Origin of the sequence: Streptomyces sp. NPDC060000, from assembly GCF_042737375.1 — a bacterium.
Classification (GTDB): Bacteria; Actinomycetota; Actinomycetes; order Streptomycetales; family Streptomycetaceae; genus Streptomyces.
In genome coordinates, this window is record NZ_JBHWUU010000049.1 from 18,524 (window position 1) to 35,851 (window position 17,328).

Consider the following 17,328-nt stretch of genomic DNA (forward strand, 5'->3'; position numbering starts at 1 on the left):
CGGCGCGTGAGGCACCGGAGCCTGAGAAGCAGGAGCGTGAGGCCCGGGGGCAGGCGTCACCGGAGCGTGGGTCGCGAGGGCGGGCGCTGCTCGGGATCCGCCGGGCCGCCGCCCGGATCGACGCCGCCACGCCACCACAGCGCGACCGGGCCGTGGACGCCCTGCGCGCCCTGGCGATCCTCGGGGTCGTCCTCGGCCACTGGCTGGTGACGGCGCTCGTCGCCGACGGCGGAGCCCTGCGCGCCGCGAGCCCGCTGGGGGCCATGCCCTGGCTGGCCCCGGTGTCCTGGATGTTCCAGACGCTCGCGGTGTTCTTCATGGTGGGCGGCCATGTGGCGACCCGGAGCCTCGGCTCGGCCCGCGCGCGGGGCGGGACCTACGTCGGGTGGCTCAGAACCCGGCTGGCGCGGCTGTTCGTCCCGGTGGCCGCCGTGCTCGCGGTATGGACCGTGGCCGCGGTGGGCCTCCTGCTCGGCGGCGCGTCCTTCGTCACCGTGCACACCGTGGTCAAACTGGCGTTGTCACCCCTGTGGTTCCTGCTGGTCTTCGCCGTGCTGACGGCGGCGACCCCGCTGCTGGTCCGGCTCAACCCCCTGTGGCCGCTGGCCGTCGTGCTCCATGTGGACCTGGTGCGCTTCGGCCTGGGCGGCCCGTCCTGGCTCGGCTGGGTGAACGTGGTGGCGGGCTGGCTGGTGCCGTACACCGTGGGCGCGGCCTGGACCCGGGGCGAGCTGGAGCGCCCCCGCGCGGGCCTGCTCCTGCTGGTCGGCGGGGCGGTGACGACGGCGCTGCTCGTCGGCCGGGCCGGATACCCGGCGTCGATGGTGGGCGTGCCGGGCGCGGCGGTGTCCAACCTCGACCCGCCGACGCTGGCCGCCGTCACCTTCGGACTCGCCCAGTGCGGAGCGGCCCTGCTGCTGCGTGACCGGCTGCGCCGTGCCCTGCGCGGGCATCTCGTCTGGGCGGCGGTGGCACTGGTCAACCTCTCGGCGATGACCGTGTTCCTCTGGCACCAGACGGCCATGATGGCGACCACCGCGACGGGCCTGTTCGCGGGCCGCCTGCCCGGCCTGCACACGGTCCCCGACGGGCTGGACTGGGTGGCGGCCCGGCTGCTGTGGCTCCCGGTCTTCGCCCTGGTGCTGGGGGTGTGCTGGGCGGCGTTCCACGGCTTCGAGAGCGGCGGAGGGCGGCGCGCGGGGAGGGAGCCGGGCGGGTCACGCGTGGTGCGCGTCGGACACCGCGGGAACACACAGGGGCTGCGGGGGACGCGGCGTGTCTAGGGTGGTGCGGATGAACGGCATGGGGGAGTGGCTGACCAGGGGCCTGCGGACGCTGCGGGACGACCTGTGGACGATCCGGTCGGCACCGTTGCCGCCGTTCGTGCTGCTGAGACGCCTGCCGCACTGGCACGTGATGCTGGTAGGCATCGCTCTCGCGCTGGCCGGCGGAGCTCAGATCACCGACGAATACCATCAGGGTGCCGACTACGCCCTCCTCTGCTCCGCCGCACAGGGCGCGGCGGTGGTGCTGGCGCTGTGGAGGCCGGTTCCGGCGTGGTGGCTCTCGACGACGGTCACGGTGGTCGTGGCCCTCGGCGCACGTTCCCAACTGATGTCGGGCCAGGCCGAGCCCGGCGCCTCCTGGCCCTGGGGCGTACCCGGTCTGATCGCCCACGCCATGGTGCTGCTCCTGTTGTCGCTTCGCCTGCCCACCCGCGCCTCCGTGGCGGCGCTGGGCTTGACCGCGCTGGTCACCTACGTCCTGGAAGGGCTTGTCGGCGCTGCCAACTATGCGCCGACCGGTCCGGCCGCGATGATCGTGTTCGCGGTCGTGGTGCTCCTCGGCATCGCCCTGCGGGGCCGCCGCGAGGCCCGCACCCGGCTCGTCGAACAGGAGACGATCACCGCCGAGGAGCGTGCCCGCCGCACCGTACTCGAGGAGCGCAACCGGATCGCCCGCGAGCTGCACGACGTGGTCGCCCACCACATGTCGGTGATCTCCATCCAGGCCCAGGTGGCCCCGCACCTGGTGGAGAACCCGTCCGAGGAACTGAAGGAGAACCTTGCCGGTATCCGCCAGAACGCCGTGGAGGCACTGGCCGAACTGCGCCGGGTGCTCGGGGTGCTGCGCTCGGAGAACCCCGAGGACCCCTACGGCCTCGGCGCGGCCGGCACCGGAGCCGCCCCGGGCACCCCGCAGCCCACACTGGACCGCCTCGACGCCCTCATGGAGAACACCCGCGCCGCGGGGCTGGACGTGGTCGCCACGGTGGAGGGCGAGGCGCCCGTGTATCCGCCGGGCGTGCAGCTGTCGGCGTACCGGATAGTCCAGGAGGCGCTCAGCAACGCCCTGCGGCACGCGCCGGGTTCCCGGGTGCGGGTGGAGGTCACCCACCATGAGCGGGGTCTGCACCTGGAAGTGGCCAACTCCCGCCCGCGCGAACCCGTACCGGCCTCGCCCGGCGCGGGGCACGGTCTGCTCGGGATGCGTGAACGGGCGGTGATGCTGGGCGGCCATGTCAGCGCGTACCCGACGCTGCACGGTGGTTTCGCGGTGTCGGCGTTCCTCCCGAGGGACGGCGTGGCGACACCCCGCGACGGCTCGAACACCTCGCACGCCTGGGACGACTCCGCCGACCCCGGCACCCCGGACGGCCTCGAGCTCGTCTTCCCGGACGAACCGGCGCACGTGGCCGGCCCGGGCGCCCGGCCCCTGACAGAAGAAGGAAAGCGATGACGACCGGCGGCACCATCCGCGTACTGATCGCCGATGACCAGCAGATGGTCCGGCAGGGCTTCACCGTGCTGCTCAACGCGCACCCGGGCATCGAGGTGGTCGGACAGGCGGTGCACGGGCGGGACGCCGTCGCGAAGGTCGACGAACTCGATCCGGACGTCGTCCTGATGGACATTCGCATGCCCGAGCTCAACGGCATCGACGCCACCGACCGCATCACCCTCGCGCACCCCCACATCAAGGTGCTGGTGCTCACCACCTTCGATCTCGACGAGTACGTGTACGACGCGCTGCGGGCCGGGGCGTCCGGCTTCCTGCTGAAGGACGCGTCCGCGGACCAGCTCGCCGAGGCGGTCCGGGTGGTGGCGGCCGGCGACGCCCTGCTCGCGCCCGTCATCACCCGCAAGCTGATCGCCGAGTTCTCCCGCCTCGACGGCAGGCCCAGAGCCCCGCAGAAGGAGCGCGTCGGCGACCTCACGGAACGCGAGACGGAGGTGCTGACCCTGATCGCACAGGGCCTGTCCAACGCGGAGATCGCCGACCATCTCGTGGTCGCCGAGCAGACCGTGAAGACGCACGTGGGCCGCATCCTGGTGAAACTGGGGCTGCGGGACCGTACGCAGGCGGCGGTCTTCGCGTACGAGTCGGGGCTGGTGAGACCGGCGGGGTACTGAGCGGTGGCTCTCGGGAGGCATCCCGACGGCATCACCACGGCATCCTGTCTGACCCGTAGTACTTGAGAGGGACCGATCGCAACCCCTCTCATTGGTGACGACGGCGGCCCCCGCTCCCGCATACCGTTTCGAACGTGACCGACACGACGCAGACGCACACCGCGCGCCCGGACGACCCGGACGACTCCTACGAGGCCTACCGGCCGCGCAGCCCGGAGTTCCGGGCGGCCATGGACGCCCTGCGCGGCTTGCGGGAGGACCTCTTCCACGACGCCTTCGCCTACCGTCCGCTGCCCCGCAAGGAGCCCATCGGCCGCGCCCTGGGCCGCCTGAAGGGCCGCAGGCGGGAGTACGCGGCCTGGTCCCGGCACGCGGTGGTCGGGGCGGCCGGCGCCCTGGCGATGCTGATCGCCTGGGCGGACTCCGACGACAGCGGCGTCGATCTCCTGAGCGGCCTGCTCGCGCTGGCCCCGGTGCTGCTGACGCTGGTGCGGCCGGTCGGCGCGTTCTGGCTGTCGCTCGCGGGGACCACCGCCGTCGCAGTCATCGGCAGCACCTACACCGAGTGGCCCTGGCTGCCGGGCAGCTTCGCCGCCCACCTGATCGTGCTGACGGTCGTGGCGATACGCACCCGCCCGCGCACGGCGGCGTGGATGTGGATGGTGACGGCGGCCTACGGCTTCGTCGCCGAGACCGTCTTCAGCTGGGGCCACCACTTCACGAACGTCGCCCCCATGCTGGTCTTCTCCGCGATCATCCTCCTCGCCGTCACCGTCTGGCACATCCGCCGGCAGGCCGAGGAGAAGGTGACGGCCCAGCAGTCGGTGACCGCGCACGAGCGCTCCCGCCGCACCCTGCTGGAGGAGCGCACCACGATCGCCCGCGAGCTGCACGACGTGGTCGCCCACCACATGTCGGTGGTCGCCATCCAGGCCGAGGCCGCCCCCTACCGGGTGGAGAACCCGCCGCCGGAGCTGGAGAACGCCTTCGCCACCATCCGGGAGAACGCGGTGGCGGCTCTCACGGAGCTGCGCCGGGTGCTGGGTGTGGTCCGCGCCGAGGACTACGAGGTCCCCGACGCCCCGCAGCCCACGCTCACCGAACTGGACGGGCTGCTCGCCAACGTGCGCGAGACGGGCCTGGACGTGGTCAAGACGGTCACCGGCGCGGTGCGGGAACTGCCGCAGGGTGTGGAACTGTCCGCGTACCGGATCGTGCAGGAGGCGCTGAGCAACACATTGCGCCACGCTCCCGGCGCGAGCGCCCGCGTGGAGATCGGTTACGTCCTGGGCGGTCTGGGGCTGCGGGTGGTCAACGGCCCACCGCCGAACCCGTCCCTGATCAAACCTTCACCCGGCGCCGGGCACGGCATCACGGGAATGCGGGAGAGGGTGAGCATGCTGAACGGCGAGATGACGGCGGAGCCGACGCCGACGGGCGGCTACGAGGTGACGGTGTTCCTGCCGGTGCCCGCCGCGAGCGAGAGTGGAACATGACGATCCGAGTACTGATCGCCGACGACCAGATGATGGTGCGCGAGGGCTTCTCGGTCCTGCTGAACGCGATGCCGGACATCGAGGTCGTGGGCGAGGCGGTAAACGGCCGGGAGGCGGTCGACCGGGTCCGCGAACTGACACCGGACGTGGTCCTCATGGACATCCGCATGCCCGAACTGAACGGCATCGAGGCGACGCGGGAGATCGTGGCGGCGGACGGCACGGCGAAGGTCCTCGTACTGACGACCTTCGACCTGGACGAGTACGTCTACCAGGCGCTGCGCGCTGGCGCCTCGGGCTTCCTCCTGAAGGACGCTTCGGCCCGCCAACTGGCGGACGGTGTAAGGGTGGTGGCGGCGGGCGAGGCTCTCCTGGCCCCCTCCGTGACCAGGCGTCTGATCACCGAGTTCTCGAAGCTGTCCGAGACGCCGCGGCTGTCGGCGACGGCGCAGGCGGCATACGGCGACCTCACCGAACGCGAGACGGAGGTACTGGTCCTGATCGCCCAGGGCCTGTCGAACCTCGAGATAGCCGGCCGGCTGGTGGTCGCGGAGTCGACCATCAAGACCCACGTGAGCAGAATCCTGGTGAAACTGGGCCTCCGTGACCGCACCCAGGCGGCGGTCTTCGCCTACGAGGCGAGACTTGTGACCCCCGGCTAGGCGGGTGGCCCCGGCTTGGCAGGTACCCCCTTGTCGGTAGGTACCCCCTTGTCGGTAGGTACCCCCTGGTCAGTCGCCCGTTCACCGGCTAGCGTCCGTTCATGGCAGTAGTTGACGCTCTCTCGTTCGACCCCTGGGATCCCGCGTTCGTGTCGGACCCCTACCCGGCCTATGCCGAGCTTCGGGAGCGGGGGCGGGTGATCTACTACGAGCCGACCGACCAGTGGCTGGTGCCTCGGCACGCGGATGTGTCGGCGCTGTTGCGGGAGCGGCGGCTGGGGCGGACGTACCAGCACCGGTTCACGCACGAGGACTTCGGGCGGACGGCGCCCCCGGCCGAGCAGGAGCCGTTCCACACGCTCAACGATCACGGGATGCTCGACCTGGAGCCGCCCGACCACACCCGGATCCGGCGGCTGGTGTCGAAGGCGTTCACCCCGCGCACGGTGGAGCGGCTGAAGCCGTATGTGCGGCGGCTGGCCGGGGAGCTGGTGGACCGGCTGGTGGAGGCGGGCGGGGGCGATCTGCTCAGCGATGTCGCCGAGCCGCTGCCCGTCGCCGTGATCGCCGAGATGCTCGGCATCCCGGAGTCGGACCGGGGGCCGCTGCGGCCCTGGTCGGCGGACATCTGCGGGATGTACGAGCTCAGCCCGTCGGAGGAGACCGCGACCAGGGCGGTGCGGGCCTCCGTCGAGTTCTCCGGGTATCTGCGCGAGCTCATCGCCGCTCGGCGCAAGGAGCCCGGCGACGATCTCATCTCCGGTCTGATCGCCGCGCACGACGAGGACGACCGGCTCACCGAGCAGGAGATGATCTCGACCGCGGTGCTGCTGCTCAACGCGGGGCACGAGGCGACCGTGAACGCGACCGTCAACGGGTGGTGGGCGCTCTTCCGGAACCCCGGTCAGCTGGCCGCGCTGCGCGCCGACCACTCGCTCGTCCCCTCCGCCGTCGAGGAGCTGATGCGGTACGACACCCCGCTCCAGCTCTTCGAGCGGTGGGTGCTCGACGACATCGAGATCGACGGGACCACCGTGCCCCGAGGAGCCGAGATCGCCATGCTCTTCGGGTCGGCGAACCACGATCCGGCCGTCTTCGCCAACCCGGCCCGGCTCGACCTCAGCCGCGCCGACAACCCGCACATCTCCTTCAGCGCGGGCATCCACTACTGCATCGGCGCGCCGCTGGCCCGCATCGAGCTCGCCGCCTCGATGACGGCGCTGTTGGAGAAGGCCCCGGCCCTGACCCTGGCTGCGGAGCCCCAGCGGAAGCCGAACTTCGTGATCCGGGGGCTGGAGGGGCTCAGCGTGACCCTCTGAGACCGCCGTAGAGACGACCTCTGAGACCGCCGAGAGACGGCCTCAGAGACGGCCTCCGAGGCGGGCGAACACGGCCCACAGGGCCAGGCCCGCGGCCGTCCCGCCGAGCAGGGCCAGCGGCAGTTCCGCGTAGAGGACGCTCCAGTCGGGTTCCTGCTCGAAGCGCCAGAGGCGGGCGCGGACGCCGACGGACCACACCGCGAGTCCCGCGCCCCAACCGAGCGCCATGGCGAGGCAGCCGCCGGCGGCCTGCGTACGTTGTCCCATGCCCGGGACGGACGCGCGCCGGCCGCCGAGGGTTCCCCGTCCGGCCGGGACCGCTCCCGCACGTCCGCCGGGTCGGCCGCGCTCATCGCGGCGGGCTTTCAGACCCCCGTGCGTTGACCGGCACGGTGAACGCGGCCTGCCGGCGCACCGGGACCTGCCCGGTCGATCACGGTGGAGGAAGCCGCGGTGCCCTCGGTGGTGCCGGTGAGCGGGGTGAAGGTGGAGCGTCCGGCCGCGAGGCGGAGGAGGGCGTCGACGCGCTGGGAGCCCTCCCGCTCGAGCGACGCCGAGCGGGAGGGAGTCGGCAACCGACGACAACGCCGCCTGGCATTCGTCGAGTTCACGGGGGGCGAGTCGCAGGCCATGATGGAGCGGTGGCGCGTCGAGCGCGAGAAGCTGTTCGGCGCCTGACCGCCCCGCGGTTCCTGAACTCCGCGGTACCTGAACTCCCCGCGGGTCAGCGCTCCTTCGTCTCCTCCAGCACCGTCCGCCCCAGCAGCAGGTACCGCTCGGGCGAGCGCCTCTTCAGGTACTGCGCACAGCCCACGCCGGCCGCCGCGATCAGTGCGACCAGCCAGGGCGTCGCCTTCAGCACCAGCGAACCCGACTCCGGCCCCGCCGCGGCCCCCATGTTGGACACCAGCAGCGCGACCACGGCGAGCATCGCGACGCCGCCGACGAGCGGGGCCGTGAAGGTCCTGAACCAGTGCCGGCTCTCGGGGTGGTGGGAGCGGAAGTAGACCAGTACGGCGAACGAGCAGACCGCCTGCACCACCAGGATCGCCATTGTGCCGAGGATCGCGAGCAGCACGTAGGTGCCCGTGTACGGGTCCTTGCCCGCCGCCCAGAACGCGCCGATCAGGACGGCCGAGACGACGGTCTGGACCAGGCCCGCGATGTGCGGGGAACCGTGCCTGGCGTGGGTGCGGCCGACGGTGTTCTTCAGGGAGGGCAGGACGCCTTCGCGGCCCAGGGCGTACATGTAGCGGGCGGCGCAGTTGTGGAAGGCCATACCGCAGGCCAGCGAGCCGGTGATCATCAGCCACTGCATGACGTCGACGGCCCAGTGGCCGACGTACCGCTCGGTGGGGTTGAAGAAGAGCGCGAGCGGATCGGCGGTGGCGACCTTGACGGCCTGCGACTGGCCGGTGCCGATGACGGCCATCCAGGAGACGAACACGTAGAAGACGCCGACGCCCAGTACCGAGATCATCGTGGCCTTGGGGATGATCTTCTTGGGGTTGCGGGACTCCTCGCCGTACATCGCCGTCGACTCGAAGCCGACCCACGACCAGAAGGCGAAGAAGAGTCCGAGGCCCGCGCTGGTCCCCTTGAAGGCGTTGACCGGGTTGACCGGATCGATGCTGAAGCCGTCAGGGCCGCCGCCGTGGAGGGCGACCGAGACCGCCATCGCCGCGAGGATCGTCACCTCGGTGGCGAGCAGGACGACCAGCAGTTTCTCGGCGACGGAGACGCCGAACCAGGTGCCCGTCGCGTTGACGGCGAGCATCAGCACCGCGAACGCCCACCAGGGGACGTCGAGGCCCGTCTGGTCCTCGAGGGTCGTGGTGGCGAAGGTGGAGAAGATGCCGATCAGGGCCGGCTCGAACACGACGTAGGCGAAGGTCGCGAGCAGCCCCGAGGCGAGGCCGACCGAGCGGCCGAGGCCGTAGGAGATGAAGCCGTAGAAGGCGCCCGTCGAGGTGATGTGCTTGGCCATCGAGGTGAATCCGACGGAAAAGATTGCCAGGACGACCATTGCGACGAGATAGCTCGCCGGGGCCCCGATGCCGTTGCCCGACGACACCATGAAGGGCACGTTGCCGGTCATCGCGGTGATCGGCGCGGCCGTCGCGACGGCCATGAAGACCACCCCGAGCAGACCGATGGCGTTGGGCTTGAGCCGGTGAACGGCGCCTTCACCGCCTGTCTTCGCCGTTGTGCCCGCCCCTGTGTCCGCCGCTGAGGCGACGCCCTCGTCCACTGCCATCGGGGTGGCCCCTCTCCTGGTCGTCCGCTGGTGTGCTGGACCGGAACTCTGTAGCCCGAATGAGTCGGTCAAGGGTGTCGGTAGGTTAAATGCTTGTCAACCAGACCTTTAGAAATCTGACGGCAACACGCGGCTCGTACGGTCGCCGCCATGAGCGCCTACACCTCCACCCTCGGCGGCGAGCGGTACCGCTTCGACTCGCTCGCCCGGCTGCTCGCCGCCGCGAGCCCCGAACGTTCCGGCGACCGCCTGGCCGGCCTCGCGGCGGAGAACGCCCGGCAGCGGGTCGCGGCCCGCTGGGCGCTGGCGGAAGTGCCGCTGACCGACTTCCTGGCCCGGCCACTGATCCCCTACGAGGACGACGACGTCACCCGGCTCATCCTCGACGCCCACGACCCGGCCGCCTTCGCGCCGGTGGCGTCGATGACGGTCGGGGAGCTGCGCGAGTGGCTGCTGTCGGAGGCGGCGGACGCGGTGACGCTGGCCGCGCTGGCGCCCGGACTGACCCCGGAGACGGTCGCGGCGGTCTCCAAGCTGATGGGCAACGCCGATCTGGTCGCGGTGGCCAGAAAGGTACGGGTGGTGACCTCCTTCCGGTCGACCATCGGCCTGCCCGGCCGCCTGGCCACCCGGTTGCAGCCGAACCATCCGACCGACGACCCCGCCGGCGTCGCGGCCGCCCTCCTCGACGGCCTCCTCCTCGGCTCCGGCGACGCGGTGATCGGCGTCAACCCGGCCACCGACAGCCCGAAGGCCGTACGGGACCTGCTGGAACTGCTCGACGGGGTGATCGGCCGCTACGCGATCCCCACCCAGTCCTGTGTGCTGTGCCATGTCACCACCAGCGTGGACCTGATGGAGCAGGGCGCCCCCGTCGACCTCGTCTTCCAGTCCATCGCCGGCACCCAGGCCGCGAACGCCTCCTTCGGCGTCACCCTCGGCCTGCTCGACGAGGCGTACGAGGCGGCGCTGGCCCTGGAGCGGGGGACGGTCGGCCGCAACGTCATGTACTTCGAGACCGGGCAGGGCAGCGCCCTCTCCGCCGGCGCGCACCACGGAGTGGACCAGCAGACGGTCGAGGCCCGGGCGTACGCGGTCGCCCGCCGCTACGACCCGCTGCTGGTGAACACGGTCGTCGGCTTCATCGGCCCGGAGTACCTCTACGACGGCCGGCAGATCCTGCGCGCCGCCCTGGAGGACCACTTCTGCGGCAAGCTCCTCGGCCTGCCCATGGGCCTGGACATCTGCTACACCAACCACGCCGACGCCGATGACGACGACATCGCCACCATGCTGACGATGCTCGGCGTCGCCGGGGCCTCCTTCGTGATCTGCACCCCGGGCGGCGACGACATCATGCTCAACTACCAGTCGGCCTCGTACCACGACGCGTTGTACCTGCGGGAGGTGCTGGGACTGCGCCCGGCACCGGAGTTCGAGGCCTGGCTGGATTCGATCGGGCTGCTGGACGCGCGCGGCGGCATCCGCGAGGTGTCCGGCCCGGCCCACCCCCTGACGGAGATCGCCACCGCCGGGACCGCCACCGCCGGGATCGCCACCACCGGGAACACAGGACGCGCCACCGGACGGGAGCTCGCGGCATGACCATTCAGGTGTCCGACAGTCAGGCTCCCGGCAGCCAGATCCCCGACGGTCAGGGCGAGTTGTGGGCGTCCCTGCGCCTGCGCACCCAGGCCCGGATCGGCCTGGGCCGGGCCGGTTCCGCCCTGCCGACCCGGCACCGGCTGGAGCTCCAGGCCGCGCACGCCGCCGCCCGGGACGCGGTGCACTCGCCGTTCGACCCGGACGCGGTGGCCGCGCGGCTGACCGGCACCTCGGTGGTCCGGGTCCGCAGCGCCGCCCCCGACCGCCTCACCTACCTCCAGCGCCCCGACCTGGGTCGCAGCCTCCACCCGATCGACCGGGCCCATCTGCCCACGGGCGAGTGGGACGTCGTCTTCGTGGTCGCCGACGGGCTCTCCAGCCGGGCGGTGCACGAGCACGCGGCGGCGATGATCCGGGCGACGGCCGCGCTGCTGCCGGACGGCACCCGGGTGGCCCCCGTAGTCCTCGCCGAACAGGCCCGGGTGGCCCTCGGCGACGACGTCGCGCACGCCATGGGCGCCACGGCGGTGGTGCTCCTCGTCGGCGAGCGCCCCGGCATGTCGGCGGCGGACTCCCTGGGCGCGTACCTGACCCACCGGCCCCGGCCGGGCGTCACGACGGACGCCGACCGCAACTGCCTGTCCAACATCCGCCCGCCACTGGGCCTCGCCTACGAGACGGCGGCGGGGAAGCTGGTCGCGCTGCTGGCCGGGGCGCGGGAGCTGGGGCGGTCGGGGGTGGCCCTGAAGGACGAAACGGATCTCGCAGACGTGTCCGAGCGAATACTCTGAGTCACGTCTGGTTCGTATCAAGGGGAGGGCGCATCAGGACACTCATGGCAGAGCGACCGGTGATCAGCGGCACCAAGCCCCGCAGCGACTTCGACGAGCTTCTGGACCTGCTCGACGAGCTGCGCGTGCCCGACGGCTACAAGGCCGAGATCATCAAGGGGAGCATTGTCGTGTCGCCGTGGTCGAAGGGGTACTACACCCGCGTGATGAAGCTGGTGTGCAACCAGCTCGAGCAGTACCTCCCCGAAGGTCACATCATCGAGCGGGCTCCCCACCTGTTTGTCTTCCCCGGGCTTGAGCGTGCGTACGGGCCGGACATCCACGCCGCCCATGAGCAGACGTATGAGACAAGCAGCAGCCACCTGGACGGGGAGAGCCTGGCTTTCGTCGCCGAACTGACGTCCCATCCCACCAGGGTTGCGGACCTCACGGACAAGGTGGACGTCTACGCCGAGGCGGGCGTCGCCGTCTACCTGGTGCTCGACATGCAGAAGGAGCAGGCCATCGTCTATGGCTCACCCTCTCCGAGGGGCTACGAGGTCCGCTTCACCAAGCCCTTCGGCGAGAAGCTCGATATCCCGGATCCTTTCGGCTGCACCCTCGACACCACCGGCTTTCAGCCCCCCCGAAAGTGAGACCAGGGGCTGACTCAGGCCGGCCCCGGCAGCATCAGCCCCAACGCCCCCTCGCGCACCGTCCACGTGCGTCGCCGTACCGGCCCCGCGACCATCGCGTCGGCCCGGTAGCGGAAGTCCGCGCCCGAGACGGTCACCGTCCGCCCCCGGGCCTCCAGGGGCACCGCCACCGCGCCCAGGGACAGCGGCCGTACCGTCACGACCACCGTGCCGGGGAGCCCCGGGGTCACCGACACCGCCTCCACCGGCTGATCGAGGTCGACCAGGGTCACCCCGTCGACCTCGATCCGCAGCCGGGCCGGGCCGGGCGGGGCCGGGGCGGCGGAGAGCCGCGACGGCCGTGACGCCACCAGGGTCCGGAAGAGGGAGTGGTAGGTCCGCAGCCAGGGGTGGCCGCCGCCCTGCGCGAGCCCGGCCTCAGCCACGGCCGGCTCCGGCTGCGGAGCGAGCGGCACCGGCGGTATCCGCAGCGCGCCCAGCACCACCCCGTCGCTGTCGTCCACCAGTACGTCCAGACGCCGCTCGGCGCCGTCCAGGACGGCCCGGGCCGCCGCCACCGCCCCCGTGGGCACCCCCAGGGCGTGCGCGACGCCCAGGGCCGCGCCCACCGGCACCACCGACAGGACGCATTCGGCCAGGGCCCGCTGCCGGTACAGCAGGGCCACCGCCCGGATCAGCGCACGGTCGTCGCCGATGATCACCGGCCGCCGCGAGCCCCGCCGGGAGAGGGCCCGGGCGAACTCCTCCGGGCCCTCGGGGAGACACACCTTCGTACTCGCCGCACCCGCGCTGAGCACGTCTTTCGCGATCCGTACGGACTCCCCGTCCGTGTGCCGGGCGACCGGATCGATGATCACCAGCAGCTGATCGGACGTGGGAGAAGTCGCCACCTCGGTCCTGCCTCGCTTCCTCGGGTAGCATCTTTGTGCAAGAGCCCCTTGCGCTATTGCGCCAGGGGCTTGGTCTATTCCGGGGCATCCGGGTCCGACAAGCGGCGACCGACGACGGTCGCCGTGCACGTGGTGCACGCGGTGGAAAGAGCCACCGCGTACGCCCCTGGCCTTGGACATGCCCCACCCGGAAGGGGTGTACGCGCGTGCCCGCACTTGTGCTGCTCGGTGCTCAGTGGGGTGACGAAGGCAAGGGAAAGGCCACCGACCTTCTCGGTGGCTCGGTGGATTACGTAGTGCGTTACCAGGGCGGCAACAACGCCGGCCACACGGTCGTCGTGGGCGACCAGAAGTACGCACTCCACCTGCTCCCTTCGGGAATTCTGTCACCCGGCTGTACGCCGGTCATCGGTAACGGTGTCGTTGTCGACCCGTCGGTCCTGCTCTCCGAGCTGAGCGGTCTGAACGAGCGCGGCGTCGACACGTCGAAGCTGCTGATCAGCGGCAACGCGCACATCATCACCCCCTACAACGTCACTGTCGACAAGGTGACGGAACGCTTCCTCGGAAAGCGCAAGATCGGCACCACCGGCCGCGGTATCGGCCCGACCTACGCCGACAAGATCAACCGCGTCGGCATCCGGGTCCAGGACCTGTACGACGAGTCGATTCTCACCCAGAAGGTCGAGGCGGCGCTCGACGGCAAGAACCAGCTGCTGACCAAGCTGTACAACCGCCGCGCGATCGCCGTCGACCAGGTCGTCGAGGAACTCCTTGGCTACGCGGAGAAGCTCGCTCCGTACGTCACCGACACGGTCCTGCTCCTCAACCAGGCGCTGGAGGCGAACAAGGTCGTCCTCTTCGAGGGCGGTCAGGGCACGCTCCTCGACATCGACCACGGCACGTACCCCTTCGTCACCTCGTCGAACCCGACCGCGGGCGGCGCCTGCACGGGCGCGGGCGTGGGCCCGACGCAGATCAGCCGGGTCATCGGCATCCTGAAGGCCTACACGACCCGCGTCGGCTCGGGTCCCTTCCCGACCGAGCTCTTCGACGCGGACGGCGAGGCACTGCGCCGCATCGGCGGCGAGCGGGGCGTGACGACCGGCCGTGACCGCCGCTGCGGCTGGTTCGACGCGGTCATCGCCCGCTACGCGACCCGTGTGAACGGCCTGACGGACTTCTTCCTGACCAAGCTCGACGTCCTGACCGGCTGGGAGCAGATCCCGGTCTGCGTGGCGTACGAGATCGACGGCAAGCGCGTCGAGGAACTCCCGTACTCGCAGACCGACTTCCACCACGCGAAGCCGATCTACGAGACGCTTCCCGGCTGGTCCGAGGACATCACCAAGGCGAAGTCCTTCTCCGACCTGCCGAAGAACGCCCAGGCGTACGTGAAGGCGCTGGAGGAGATGTCCTGCGCCCCGATCTCCGCGATCGGCGTGGGCCCGGGCCGGGACGAGACGATCCAGATCAACTCGTTCCTGTAGGTCATCCGTAGATCACCTGTGGGCCATCTGCGGGCCGCCCGGCGACATCGCGGGACGGCATCGGGGGACGGCATCGCAGGACGGCGTCATCTGGCGGCGATATCTGGCGGCGGTATCTGACGGCACGTCAGCTTGGGCCGGTCTTGGACATCCTTGACCGGCCCATGGCCTGTTCGCGGTTACGCCCGTAACTGGCGGAAGCAAGCATCTACGCGGGTAGTTGCCCCTCCTTCCTCACCAGTTCCAGGAGCCCCGTATGCCCGTCAATCCCATGAACCGCCGTGAGTTCGTGCAGAAGTCGGCCGTCACCGGAGCGGCCGTGGCCGTCGCGGGAGCGGCCGGTTCCGGTACCGCCGAGGCCTCCACCGGGCGTCACGGTCACGCACCCGAGAAGACACCCCGCACCTGGTCGTTCTCCATCCTGGGTACCACCGACCTGCACAGTCACGTCTTCGACTGGGACTACTACACCGACGCCGCCTACAAGGACAGCAAGGGCAACTCGGTGGGCGTCGCCCGGGTCGCCACGCTCGTCAAGCAGCAGCGGGCGGCGAAGGGCGAACACCGGGTGCTGCTGGTCGACGCCGGCGACATCATCCAGGGCACCTCGCTCGCCTACTACTTCGCGCGCGTCGACCCGATCACCGGGACCCACGGCAAGAGGGGGCCCAAGCACCCCATGGCCGTCGCCATGAACCACATGCGCTACGACGCCGCCGCCCTCGGCAACCACGAGTTCAACTACGGCATCGAGGTGCTGCGCAAGTTCGAGCAGCAGTGTCACTTCCCGCTGCTCGGCGCGAACGCGCTGGACGCGAAGACCCTCAAGCCCGCCTTCGCCCCGTACACCGTGAAGAGGATCCGCGTCCCCGGCGCCCCCGACATCAAGGTCGGCATCCTCGGCCTCACCAACCCCGGCATCGCCCTGTGGGACAAGGACAACGTCAGCGGCCGGATGGTGTTCCCGGGGCTGGTCGAGCAGGCGAAGAAGTACGTGCCGAGACTGCGGGCGCTGGGCTGTGACGTGGTCTTCCTCACCGACCACTCCGGGCTCGACGGGTCCACCTCCTACGGCGACGCGCTGCCGTACGTCGAGAACGCCTCCAACCTCGTCGCCGAGCAGGTCCCCGGCATCGACGCGATCCTCGTCGGCCACACCCACGTCGAGGTGCCGTCGTACACCGTGAAGAACGCGGAGACCGGCGAGGACGTTCTGCTCTCCGAGCCGTACTGCTGGGGCTACCGCCTCACCGTCTTCGACTTCGAGCTCGAACTCCGGCACGGGCGCTGGGAGGTCACCGGCAAGAAGGCCCAGACGCTCAACCCCGGCACCGTCGACGAGGACCCGGAGATCACCGAGCTCCTCAAGGCCGACCACGACCTCGTCGTGAAGTACGTCAACACGGCCGTGGGCACCTGCACACAGGACCTCTCGGCGGCGGAGTCCTGCTGGAAGGACGTCCCCGTCATGGACTTCATCCACGAGGTCCAGATGAAGACGGTGGCCGCCGGACTGTCGGCCGCCGACGCCGCCCTGCCCCTCATCTCCGTCGCCGCGCCGTTCAGCCGCACCGCCGACATCCCGGCCGGCGACGTCACCATCCGTGACATCGCCGGGCTCTACATCTACGACAACACCCTCTACGGCAAGAAGCTCACCGGCGCCCAGCTCAGGGACTACCTGGAGTTCGCCGCGAAGTACTACCACCAGGTGCCGGCGGGCACGGCGGTCGACACCGCGACCCTCACCAACGCCAACAGCTTCTGGGACTACATGTACGACACGGCGGCGGGCGTCTCGTACGACATCGACATCGCGCAGGCGGACGGGTCGCGGATCAAGAACCTCACCTACAACGGCACCGCGGTCGCCGACGACCAGGTCTTCGTCGTCGCCGTCAACAACTACCGCGCCAACGGCGGCAGCGGCTACCCGCACATCGCCGCCGCCGACATCGCCTACAGCTCCACCAACGAGATCCGCCAGCTGATGATCGACTACGTCACGTCCAAGGGGGCTCTGAACCCGGCCGGCTTCGCGGTCACCAACTGGAAGCTGACACAGTCCGGGACGCCGGTCTTCTGACGGGCGCCGCTTCACTCCCCGGAGTGAAATGCGCGAACTTCCGCCCGATATAAACCAGTTCTGGTTTGCGTTCGTCGCTCTGTGTGCCCTTGCAGTCACGGCAACATAGAACGCCCCCGCGGTGCGCCAACACCCGGGGGCTCGACACCCCGAGGAAGTCACTCCGGATGCGCATTCATCGTACGACGCCCACCCGCGCGTTTTCCGTCTTCTCCAACGCCCTTCTCCGCGACCGGAGTCTCTCCTGGTGTGCGGTGGGCGTACTGACGTACCTCCTCAGCCGTCCGAACGGCGCCCGCGCGACGATCCGGACCCTCGCCGAGCAGCGCAGGGAAGGTCGCGCCCGGATCGCCTCGGCCCTGCGTGAGCTGGAGGAATCCCGGTATCTGCGGCGGGTGGTGCGGCAGGACCCGCAGACGCGCCAGTTCTCCACGGTCTACGAGGTATTCGATACTCCGTACGACGACGAGCCCCCGCCGGGTGAACCTGAAAAAGTTCAGGACCGGGCCTCCGGCGAGTCGGGAGACGCCCCCGAAGGCGGTACCCCTTCGGGGGAAAACCCTGGGGAACAAGAACCTCCCTCCCGGCCGTCCGAGTCCGAGCCGGAGGCTGATCCGGCGTCGGGCCCGGACCCCGGCCCCGGCCCTGGCCCCGGGCCGGACCCCGGCCCCGGCCCTGGCCCCG

15 protein-coding genes and 1 pseudogene are annotated in these 17,328 nt (G+C 70.7%); 13 read left to right on the top strand and 3 right to left on the bottom strand.

What is annotated here, in order from left to right; genetic code table 11:
• Positions 1-86 precede the first annotated feature (86 nt).
• The 6 genes from ACFWBB_RS24650 to ACFWBB_RS24675 all read left to right on the top strand — a co-directional run bounded on the left by ACFWBB_RS24650 (position 87) and on the right by ACFWBB_RS24675 (position 6,890).
• Complete coding sequence (locus tag ACFWBB_RS24650; protein WP_385276543.1) at positions 87-1,283, top strand: acyltransferase; 1,197 nt, start codon at positions 87-89, stop codon at positions 1,281-1,283.
• 19 nt (positions 1,284-1,302) lie between these two features.
• Positions 1,303-2,739, top strand: a complete 1,437-nt coding sequence (locus ACFWBB_RS24655) for a sensor histidine kinase (RefSeq protein WP_385276546.1) — start codon at positions 1,303-1,305, stop codon at positions 2,737-2,739.
• The gene (locus ACFWBB_RS24660) at positions 2,736-3,413 is read left to right on the top strand and encodes a response regulator (RefSeq protein ID WP_385276413.1); all 678 of its coding nucleotides are present in this window, start codon (positions 2,736-2,738) and stop codon (positions 3,411-3,413) included. Before ACFWBB_RS24655 ends, ACFWBB_RS24660 begins: the two co-directional genes overlap by 4 nt.
• A 134-nt stretch (positions 3,414-3,547) precedes the next feature.
• Positions 3,548-4,909 (top strand): sensor histidine kinase, encoded by a 1,362-nt coding sequence (locus tag ACFWBB_RS24665; protein WP_385276416.1) that lies wholly within the window; start codon positions 3,548-3,550, stop codon positions 4,907-4,909.
• A complete protein-coding gene (locus ACFWBB_RS24670) occupies positions 4,906-5,571 on the top strand; it encodes a response regulator (RefSeq protein ID WP_385276419.1) in 666 nt (221 codons plus the stop codon). Before ACFWBB_RS24665 ends, ACFWBB_RS24670 begins: the two co-directional genes overlap by 4 nt.
• A 101-nt stretch (positions 5,572-5,672) precedes the next feature.
• Positions 5,673-6,890, top strand: a complete 1,218-nt coding sequence (locus ACFWBB_RS24675) for a cytochrome P450 (protein ID WP_385276422.1) — start codon at positions 5,673-5,675, stop codon at positions 6,888-6,890.
• 42 nt (positions 6,891-6,932) lie between these two features.
• Here the strand turns inward: ACFWBB_RS24675 and ACFWBB_RS24680 are convergent, their stop codons facing one another.
• Positions 6,933-7,157 carry a hypothetical protein gene (locus ACFWBB_RS24680; protein WP_385276425.1) on the bottom strand — a complete coding sequence of 75 codons (225 nt, stop codon included), beginning with the start codon at positions 7,155-7,157 and terminating at the stop codon, positions 6,933-6,935.
• 186 nt (positions 7,158-7,343) lie between these two features.
• On the opposite strand from ACFWBB_RS24680, the gene ACFWBB_RS24685 reads away from it, so the two are divergent.
• On the top strand, positions 7,344-7,568 hold the full coding sequence (locus tag ACFWBB_RS24685) for a hypothetical protein (RefSeq protein ID WP_385276428.1): 225 nt from the start codon (positions 7,344-7,346) through the stop codon (positions 7,566-7,568).
• A 46-nt stretch (positions 7,569-7,614) separates the two neighbouring features.
• Here ACFWBB_RS24685 and ACFWBB_RS24690 read toward each other — a convergent pair whose 3' ends face one another.
• Complete coding sequence (locus ACFWBB_RS24690; RefSeq protein ID WP_385276431.1) at positions 7,615-9,147, bottom strand: APC family permease; 1,533 nt, start codon at positions 9,145-9,147, stop codon at positions 7,615-7,617.
• Between the two features lie 150 nt (positions 9,148-9,297).
• Here ACFWBB_RS24690 and ACFWBB_RS24695 point away from each other — a divergent pair, with 150 nt between their 5' ends.
• Genes ACFWBB_RS24695 through ACFWBB_RS24705 form a run of 3 tightly spaced genes read left to right on the top strand, consistent with a single transcriptional unit; the run spans position 9,298 to position 12,178 of the window.
• Positions 9,298-10,752, top strand: coding sequence for an ethanolamine ammonia-lyase subunit EutB (locus ACFWBB_RS24695; RefSeq protein WP_385276434.1), 1,455 nt, complete (start codon positions 9,298-9,300; stop codon positions 10,750-10,752).
• Positions 10,749-11,543, top strand: coding sequence for an ethanolamine ammonia-lyase subunit EutC (gene eutC, locus ACFWBB_RS24700; RefSeq protein WP_385276437.1), 795 nt, complete (start codon positions 10,749-10,751; stop codon positions 11,541-11,543). Before ACFWBB_RS24695 ends, eutC begins: the two co-directional genes overlap by 4 nt.
• 44 nt (positions 11,544-11,587) lie before the next feature.
• Positions 11,588-12,178: a Uma2 family endonuclease gene (locus tag ACFWBB_RS24705; protein WP_385276440.1), complete on the top strand. Its 591-nt coding sequence runs from the start codon at positions 11,588-11,590 to the stop codon at positions 12,176-12,178.
• Positions 12,179-12,192: 14 nt separating this feature from the next.
• On the opposite strand, the gene ACFWBB_RS24710 is transcribed toward ACFWBB_RS24705, so the two are convergent.
• Positions 12,193-13,068, bottom strand: a complete 876-nt coding sequence (locus tag ACFWBB_RS24710) for a diacylglycerol kinase (RefSeq protein WP_385276443.1) — start codon at positions 13,066-13,068, stop codon at positions 12,193-12,195.
• A gap of 206 nt (positions 13,069-13,274) precedes the next feature.
• Between ACFWBB_RS24710 and ACFWBB_RS24715 the strand changes: the two genes are divergently transcribed.
• The 3 genes and pseudogenes from ACFWBB_RS24715 to ACFWBB_RS24725 all read left to right on the top strand — a co-directional run.
• On the top strand, positions 13,275-14,558 hold the full coding sequence (locus ACFWBB_RS24715) for an adenylosuccinate synthase (protein WP_385276446.1): 1,284 nt from the start codon (positions 13,275-13,277) through the stop codon (positions 14,556-14,558).
• A gap of 256 nt (positions 14,559-14,814) precedes the next feature.
• On the top strand, positions 14,815-16,644 hold the full coding sequence (locus ACFWBB_RS24720; protein WP_385276449.1) for a bifunctional metallophosphatase/5'-nucleotidase: 1,830 nt from the start codon (positions 14,815-14,817) through the stop codon (positions 16,642-16,644).
• Between the two features lie 167 nt (positions 16,645-16,811).
• Positions 16,812-17,328 (top strand): annotated as a pseudogene (locus ACFWBB_RS24725) (hypothetical protein); the annotation flags it as partial.

Coding starts and splice junctions, on each gene's coding strand:
- ACFWBB_RS24720 (WP_385276449.1), top strand. CDS start 14,815: ATGCCCGTCAATCCCATGAACCGCCGTGAGTTCGTGCAGAAGTCGGCC.
- ACFWBB_RS24705 (WP_385276440.1), top strand. CDS start 11,588: ATGGCAGAGCGACCGGTGATCAGCGGCACCAAGCCCCGCAGCGACTTC.
- ACFWBB_RS24695 (WP_385276434.1), top strand. CDS start 9,298: ATGAGCGCCTACACCTCCACCCTCGGCGGCGAGCGGTACCGCTTCGAC.
- ACFWBB_RS24670 (WP_385276419.1), top strand. CDS start 4,906: ATGACGATCCGAGTACTGATCGCCGACGACCAGATGATGGTGCGCGAG.
- ACFWBB_RS24655 (WP_385276546.1), top strand. CDS start 1,303: ATGGGGGAGTGGCTGACCAGGGGCCTGCGGACGCTGCGGGACGACCTG.
- ACFWBB_RS24660 (WP_385276413.1), top strand. CDS start 2,736: ATGACGACCGGCGGCACCATCCGCGTACTGATCGCCGATGACCAGCAG.
- ACFWBB_RS24675 (WP_385276422.1), top strand. CDS start 5,673: ATGGCAGTAGTTGACGCTCTCTCGTTCGACCCCTGGGATCCCGCGTTC.
- eutC (WP_385276437.1), top strand. CDS start 10,749: ATGACCATTCAGGTGTCCGACAGTCAGGCTCCCGGCAGCCAGATCCCC.
- ACFWBB_RS24690 (WP_385276431.1), bottom strand. CDS start 9,147: ATGGCAGTGGACGAGGGCGTCGCCTCAGCGGCGGACACAGGGGCGGGC.
- ACFWBB_RS24680 (WP_385276425.1), bottom strand. CDS start 7,157: ATGGGACAACGTACGCAGGCCGCCGGCGGCTGCCTCGCCATGGCGCTC.